At 57.6% G+C, this 6,365-nt stretch carries 9 protein-coding genes and 1 pseudogene; all 10 read left to right on the top strand.

Annotated elements, in window-relative coordinates; genetic code table 11:
* Positions 1-327: UDP-N-acetylglucosamine 2-epimerase (locus ACPLUI_RS09675; protein ID WP_424660056.1), on the top strand; the 327-nt coding region annotated here is incomplete at its 5' end.
* A gap of 196 nt (positions 328-523) precedes the next feature.
* Positions 524-739: an AtpZ/AtpI family protein gene (locus ACPLUI_RS09670; protein WP_424660055.1), complete on the top strand. Its 216-nt coding sequence runs from the start codon at positions 524-526 to the stop codon at positions 737-739.
* A gap of 6 nt (positions 740-745) precedes the next feature.
* Entirely contained in the window at positions 746-1,177 is a 432-nt protein-coding gene (locus ACPLUI_RS09665) for an ATP synthase subunit I (RefSeq protein WP_424660054.1), read from the top strand.
* 19 nt (positions 1,178-1,196) lie between these two features.
* The gene (gene atpB / locus ACPLUI_RS09660; RefSeq protein WP_424660053.1) at positions 1,197-1,937 is read left to right on the top strand and encodes a F0F1 ATP synthase subunit A; all 741 of its coding nucleotides are present in this window, start codon (positions 1,197-1,199) and stop codon (positions 1,935-1,937) included.
* A 107-nt stretch (positions 1,938-2,044) separates the two neighbouring features.
* Positions 2,045-2,281 (top strand): F0F1 ATP synthase subunit C, encoded by a 237-nt coding sequence (atpE, locus tag ACPLUI_RS09655; protein WP_424660052.1) that lies wholly within the window; start codon positions 2,045-2,047, stop codon positions 2,279-2,281.
* A gap of 110 nt (positions 2,282-2,391) precedes the next feature.
* Entirely contained in the window at positions 2,392-2,886 is a 495-nt protein-coding gene (atpF, locus tag ACPLUI_RS09650) for a F0F1 ATP synthase subunit B (RefSeq protein ID WP_424660051.1), read from the top strand.
* The gene (locus ACPLUI_RS09645; RefSeq protein ID WP_424660050.1) at positions 2,880-3,422 is read left to right on the top strand and encodes a F0F1 ATP synthase subunit delta; all 543 of its coding nucleotides are present in this window, start codon (positions 2,880-2,882) and stop codon (positions 3,420-3,422) included. Before atpF ends, ACPLUI_RS09645 begins: the two co-directional genes overlap by 7 nt.
* A gap of 24 nt (positions 3,423-3,446) precedes the next feature.
* Positions 3,447-4,982, top strand: coding sequence for a F0F1 ATP synthase subunit alpha (gene atpA / locus ACPLUI_RS09640; protein ID WP_424660049.1), 1,536 nt, complete (start codon positions 3,447-3,449; stop codon positions 4,980-4,982).
* Positions 4,983-5,033: 51 nt separating this feature from the next.
* Entirely contained in the window at positions 5,034-5,900 is an 867-nt protein-coding gene (atpG, locus tag ACPLUI_RS09635) for an ATP synthase F1 subunit gamma (protein ID WP_424660048.1), read from the top strand.
* A 57-nt stretch (positions 5,901-5,957) separates the two neighbouring features.
* Positions 5,958-6,314: pseudogene (locus tag ACPLUI_RS09630) on the top strand (F0F1 ATP synthase subunit beta); the annotation flags it as partial.
* Between the last annotated feature and the right edge of the window lie 51 nt (positions 6,315-6,365).

The raw sequence follows: 6,365 nt of genomic DNA, 5'->3' as shown, positions 1-6,365 counted from the left end.
AACCGCTGTTACCTGGTGCTTACGGATTCGGGCGGGCTTCAGGAAGAAGCCCCGGCGCTGGGCAAGCCCGTACTGGTGCTGCGCAACACCACTGAACGCCCCGAAGCTGTGAGAGCGGGCACCGTGCGCCTGGTGGGTACGGCCCGGGAGGCGGTTTTCCAGGAAACCCGGCGGCTGCTGGACGACGCTGCTTACTACCGGCAGATGGCTGAAGCGGTCAACCCTTACGGGGACGGCCGGGCTTCCCGGCGCATCTGCCAGGCCATTCTGTATCAATTCGGTTTGAGTGAGGAGCCGCCGGAGCCCTTCGGGGTAGAGGTTCAATAGAACCGGCCAGCTTACTGAAAGGTATCGCGTTCTCCAGTCATTTCTCATGAAAAAGTATTCCGGCGGTGAAGGAATAAACGACTTTGTGTAGAACATTACTTTGTGATGGGTGTAACGCGGCCGACAATTTCACGACAGAAATTGACAGGTTGCCGACCCGTCCCGGGAAAGGTGACATACCATGGGTGAACGCCGGGTGAGAGGCCGTGTTCTGGCGGCCCTTGCTCTCACCACCACCATCGGTATGGAAATGGCCATCATGGTAACCGCCGGCTTTTACACCGGCCGGTGGCTGGATCGCCAGTTACATACGGAACCCTGGCTGATGACGGCAGGCATACTGCTGGGAACTGCTGCCGGCGTCTGGGGGGTTGTACAGACCGTTTCACGTTTTTTTAAAGATTGGGGGTAAGGTCCTGTGTTCTCAAACCCGCCCGTTTTCGAACTGGATAACCAGTTGAGGCGCACCACGCGCATTACCGCCGTGCTGCTCGCCGTGGTCCTGCTGGCTATTGCGGTTCACCCGGGCGATTCTCTGGCATGGGGCCTTTTTCTCGGCCTGGCCACCGGGCTTTACAATACCGTGTCCCTGGCCCTGCGCATCAAGCGCCTGGGTTCGCTGGACAGGAGCGGTGCCCGGGGCTTCATGCGCCAGGGCCTGCTCATGCGCCTGGCGCTGGCGGCAGCTGTAGTTTTGCTGGCCGGCCGGGTGGTAAATGTCAATGTTTGGTGGTTGGGGGCGGGCATTCTGGCGGTCCCCTGTATTACTGCTGTAGATGCGGCCATCAGTGCGGCACGCCGCAGCCGCTCTGAAGGGGGAGTGTTTTCAAGGTTGGAGGAAAAAATTTAAAAAAAGAGGGAGGTGATAATTGGTGAAAAGCCTGGAACAAGTCCACGAGGAGTTAAACGTTTGGGGTTTTCCCCACCATCCGTGGGAATTTACAGTGGGCAACACCCACATTGTCCTGAATCCCAAGACACTGGTGATGACCTGGATCGTCATGCTGCTGGTGATCATCTTCACCGTGTCGGCCACCCGGAATATGAATATGAAACGGCCGGGGAAGCTTCAGTTGATGGTGGAGGAGATCTTCCTGTTCTTGCGCGGCCTGGTCTACGAGAACATGGACCCGCAGAAGGGCGCAGGCCTGATGTCTCTGATCTTCACACTCTTCATCTTCCTTCTCTTCAGCAACCTCTGGGGCCTGGTTCCTACCATGATGTCGCCCACCGCTGACGTCAACACCACTGCTGGCATGGCTGTAATGGTTTTCTTCCTTGTTCAGTTCATGGGGATCCGCTACAAAGGGGCCGGGCATTTCAAGCACTTCCTGGAGCCTTTTCCCTTCTTCCTGCCACTGACCATAGTCGAAGAACTGGCCAAACCCGTAACCCTGGCCTTCCGTCTTTACGGTAACATTTACGGCGGCGAGGTCCTCATAGCGGTCCTGCTCGGGCTGTTGGGCCTGCATACCTTCATCTTCGGCGGGTTCATCCCCTCGGTGGTCTGGCTCGCGTTCAGCATCTTTGTGGGATTTATTCAGGCCTTTATCTTTACCATGCTCACCATCGCCTATGTTTCCCAGGTGGTTAAAGAACACGAACATTGACCACGAACAATTGACTGTGAAGGAGATTTAGGTTAGGTTTTTCCCATCACTATATATAGAGGTATGGTTTGCAAGGTAGGAATTTTTGGAGAAAGGAGGGGAAAGTGATGGAAGTGGGAGCTTTTGCTGCTCTCGGTACCGCTCTGGCCGTAGGTCTGGCCGCTCTGGGTGCCGGTATCGGCGACGGTCTGGTTACCGGCCGCACCGTGGAGGCGATGGCCCGCCAGCCCGAATTAAGAGGTAACCTGCTGACCACAATGTTCATCTCTGTGGGTCTGATCGAGGCCCTGCCCATCATCGCGGTAGTTATAGCCTTCATGCTGTTTGGTAAAATCGGTGGTTGATGCAGGTAACGGTGGGTAAAAGGTGGCATAGCGGGTTAATAGATTCCAGATAACCTGCTATTGCCTTCCTTTTGTCCACGGCAACGGGTAGTTAGGAAGGAGGGGAACCGGTGGAAGCGTTGGGAATCAATCATACCCTGGTGGCGCAGATTATTAACTTCGTCATTTTGCTCATATTCCTTCGTCTTGTGGTTTACAAGCCCATCGTCAACATCCTGGAACAACGCCAGCAATATATAGCTGATAACGTGGCTGCCGCCGAAGAAGAGCGGAAACAGGCCGAAGCGCTTCACCAGCAGTACCTGGCCGAGATGCAGAAAGCAAGGGAAGAAGCTCAGGCCATCATCCAGCAGGCTACCAAGGCCGGTGAGGACAAGGCCCAGGAAATCGTAGAAGCCGCCAGGACCGAGGCGCAGCGGATCAAGGAAAGCGCCCTGGAAGAAATTGCCCGGGAGAAGGAGAAGGCGGTTGCAGAATTGCGCGACCAGGTGGCCTCACTGTCCATCCTGGTGGCTCAAAAGATTGTCAACCAGACCATCACCCCCGAAATTCAACACGGCCTGATCCAGGAATTCATTAAAGAAGCGGGGGATCTGCCATGTTAAGGGGGGCCGTAGCGCAGCGTTACGCCCAGGCCCTTTATGACCTGGCCGAAGCGCAAGGCCTGGTGGATCAGGTGGAGCAGGAGCTAAGGGCAGTCAATCAGGTCATAGCCGATTCCCGTGAATTCCAGAAGGTGCTCTATCATCCCCGCATTACTGCACAGGAAAAGAAAGATGTGCTGAAAAGCATTTTCGCCGGCAGGATTTCCCCTATTACCGAGAACTTCCTCTTTCTGCTGGTCGACAGGCACCGGGAGACCTACCTGGGCGACATCGCGGAGCATTATGCCAGTCTGGCCGACCGGGCCAGGAACATCGTAAAAGCCCGGGTGACCAGTGCTATTGAGCTGACTAAAGAGGAAAAGAAAAAGCTGGGGGAAGTTTTAAACAGGATCACCCGCAAGAAAGTGCAGACCGAATACAGCGTGGACCCCGCGCTAATTGGCGGGGTGGTGGTGCGCATCGGCGACCGGGTTATCGACGGCAGCCTGCGTACCCGGCTGGCTTCCTTGAGAGAGCACCTCAGGCAAATAAGTTAATGCGATAGGGGTGAAATTAGGAGAATGAATTTGCGACCGGAAGAGATCAGTTCGATCATTCGGCAGCAGATTGAAAAATACCAGGCGCAAATTGAAATGCGCGATGTGGGTACCGTTATTCAAGTCGGTGACGGTATTGCCCGCGTCTACGGCCTGGAAGCCTGCATGGCCATGGAACTGCTGGAATTTCCGGCACCCGAAGAGGGGGCGGAGCCGACCCTGGGCATGGCCCTCAACCTTGAAGAGGACAACATCGGTTGCGTGCTGCTCGGTGCCTACACCCACATCAAGGAGGGAGACACCGTCAAGCGTACGGGACGTATTGCCTCCGTGCCCGTGGGTGATGCCCTGATCGGCCGGGTGGTCAACCCCCTCGGGCGGCCCCTGGATGGCAAGGGTCCCATCAAAAGTGACAAGTTCCGTCCCATTGAACGTATTGCCCCCGGCGTTATCACGCGCAAACCCGTGCACCAGCCCCTGCAGACCGGCTTGAAAGCCATCGACTCCATGATCCCCATCGGGAGAGGACAACGGGAATTGATCCTCGGTGACCGGCAGACCGGTAAAACGGCCATTGCCGTGGACGCCATCATCAACCAGAAAGGCAAGGACGTAATCTGTATCTATGTCGCCATCGGCCAGAAAGCCTCCACGGTGGCCAACGTGGTGCAACGCCTGCGCGACTTCGGTGCCATGGACTACACCATTGTGGTTTCCGCTACGGCATCCGATCCGGCACCGCTGCTGTTCATCGCTCCCTATGCCGGCTGTGCGATGGGTGAGGAGTTTCTGGAGCAGGGCAAACACGTTCTGATTGTTTACGACGACCTTTCCAAACAGGCCGTGGCCTACCGCGAGCTTTCCCTGCTCCTGCGGCGTCCCCCCGGCCGTGAGGCATATCCCGGAGACGTGTTCAACCTGCACTCCCGCCTGCTTGAGCGCGCCTGTAAGCTCAACGACGAACTGGGAGGCGGTTCCATAACGGCCCTGCCCATTATTGAAACCCAGGCCGGTGACGTTTCCGCCTACATTCCAACCAACGTCATCTCAATTACCGACGGCCAGATTTACCTGGAGCCCGACCTGTTCTACGCAGGTGTCCGCCCGGCCATCAACGTCGGTCTATCGGTATCCCGGGTTGGCGGCGCCGCCCAGATCAAGGCCATGAAGCAGGTGGCCGGCCGGCTGCGCCTGGACCTGGCCCAGTACCGTGAGCTGGCTGCCTTCGCCCAGTTCGGTTCCGACCTGGATAAGGCCACCCAGGCCCGCCTGATCCGCGGCCAGCGCATGGTGGAACTGCTCAAGCAGAAGCAGTACGCCCCCATGGCTGTGGAAGACCAGGTGATGGTCATTTATGCCGGCGTGAACGGCTACCTGGACGACCTGCCTGTGGATAAAGTCCTTACCTTTGAAGAGGAATTCCTGAACTACATGCACACCAGCCATCCTGAAGTTGGCGAGGCCATTGCCAGGACCGGTGAGCTGTCCAAGGAAACGGAAGAAAAACTTAAGGCGGCCGTTGTCGAATTCAAGAAAGGTTTTGTGGCCCGGACGGCCTGATCCCTTGCTTCCCGGTAACCGGGTAGTAGCGACGCGAGGTGGTGAAAAAGAGTGCCAAGTTTACGGGACTTGCGGCGGCGTATTAAGAGCATCAAGAGCACCCAGCAGATCACCAAGGCCATGAAGGCGGTTTCCGCCGCCAAGATGCGCCGGTCACAGGAGCAGGTCTTGTCCGCCAGGCCCTACGCCCGCCGGATGAAAGACGTGCTGGGGCGGGTGGCCACCGCCGCCGGCGGGGTGAAGCACCCGCTCCTGGATGTGCGGGAGCCCAGGAGGGTGGCTTATGTAGTTATTACGGCCGACCGGGGGTTGTGCGGGGGTTTTAACGCCAACCTGATCCGCAGGGCCGTTCAGGAAACGAAGAACGTCAGCGCGGAAGTGAGCCTGGTCTGTGTGGGTCGCAAAGGGCGCGACTACTTCCGCCGCCGGGGTTACAACATCGCCCAGCAGTACGTTGGCCTGGGCGAAACGATAAAACTGAGCCATGCCCAGGAGATTGCTCGCTACGTTATGGATAAATACGCGGCCGGTGAATTTGACGCCGTCTACCTTATTTACAGCGAGTTTGTCAACGTGCTGGTGCAGCGGCCCAGGGTTGTCAAACTCCTCCCCGTGGAACCTCCGGAGGGGCAGGACAACGGCGAAGGCAAGCCCGGCAGGGTGGAGTATATCTTCGAGCCCTCGGCGGAAAGCGTATTGTCGGAACTTTTACCCATGTACGTTGAGAACATGGTGTTTCACGGCCTTTTGGAATCCAAGGCCAGCGAGCACAGCGCCCGCATGACCGCCATGGACAACGCCACCAAGAACGCAGGCGACATGATAGACAGGCTTACCCTGTCCATGAACCGGGCCCGCCAGGCCGCCATTACCAAGGAAATTTCCGAAATTGTCGGCGGAGCAGCGGCCCTGGAATAAGAGTTACCGTTCCCCGGGCTAACTTAAGCTTCGCGCGAAGGAGGTACGGAGTAGCTGATGAATGTTGGTCATGTAGTACAGGTCATTGGCGTGGTGGTGGACGTCCGCTTTCCACCCGGCCAGGTGCCTGATATCTATAATGCCCTGAAGATCCGCCGTGAAGGGCAGGAGGACCTGACCCTGGAAGTGGCGCAGCACCTGGGCAACAACATCGTGCGCACTGTGGCCATGTCCTCCACCGACGGTCTGGTGCGGGGCATGGAAGTTATTGATACCGGCAAACCCATCACCGTTCCCGTGGGGCGGGCCGTCCTGGGTCGTCTGGTGGACGTGCTGGGTGAGCCCATTGACGGCAAAGGTCCCATCAAGAGCGATTACTATTACCCCATTCACCGGCCGGCACCGCCCCTGGTAACGCTGCCGCCAGGCGCTATGAGGTACGGCCGCAGTCTTAAGATTTAAGAT

It is taken from the genome of Desulfofundulus sp., from assembly GCF_049701015.1.
GTDB lineage: Bacteria > Bacillota > Desulfotomaculia > Desulfotomaculales > Desulfovirgulaceae > Desulfofundulus.
This window is presented reverse-complemented; position numbering and strand designations above follow the sequence as displayed.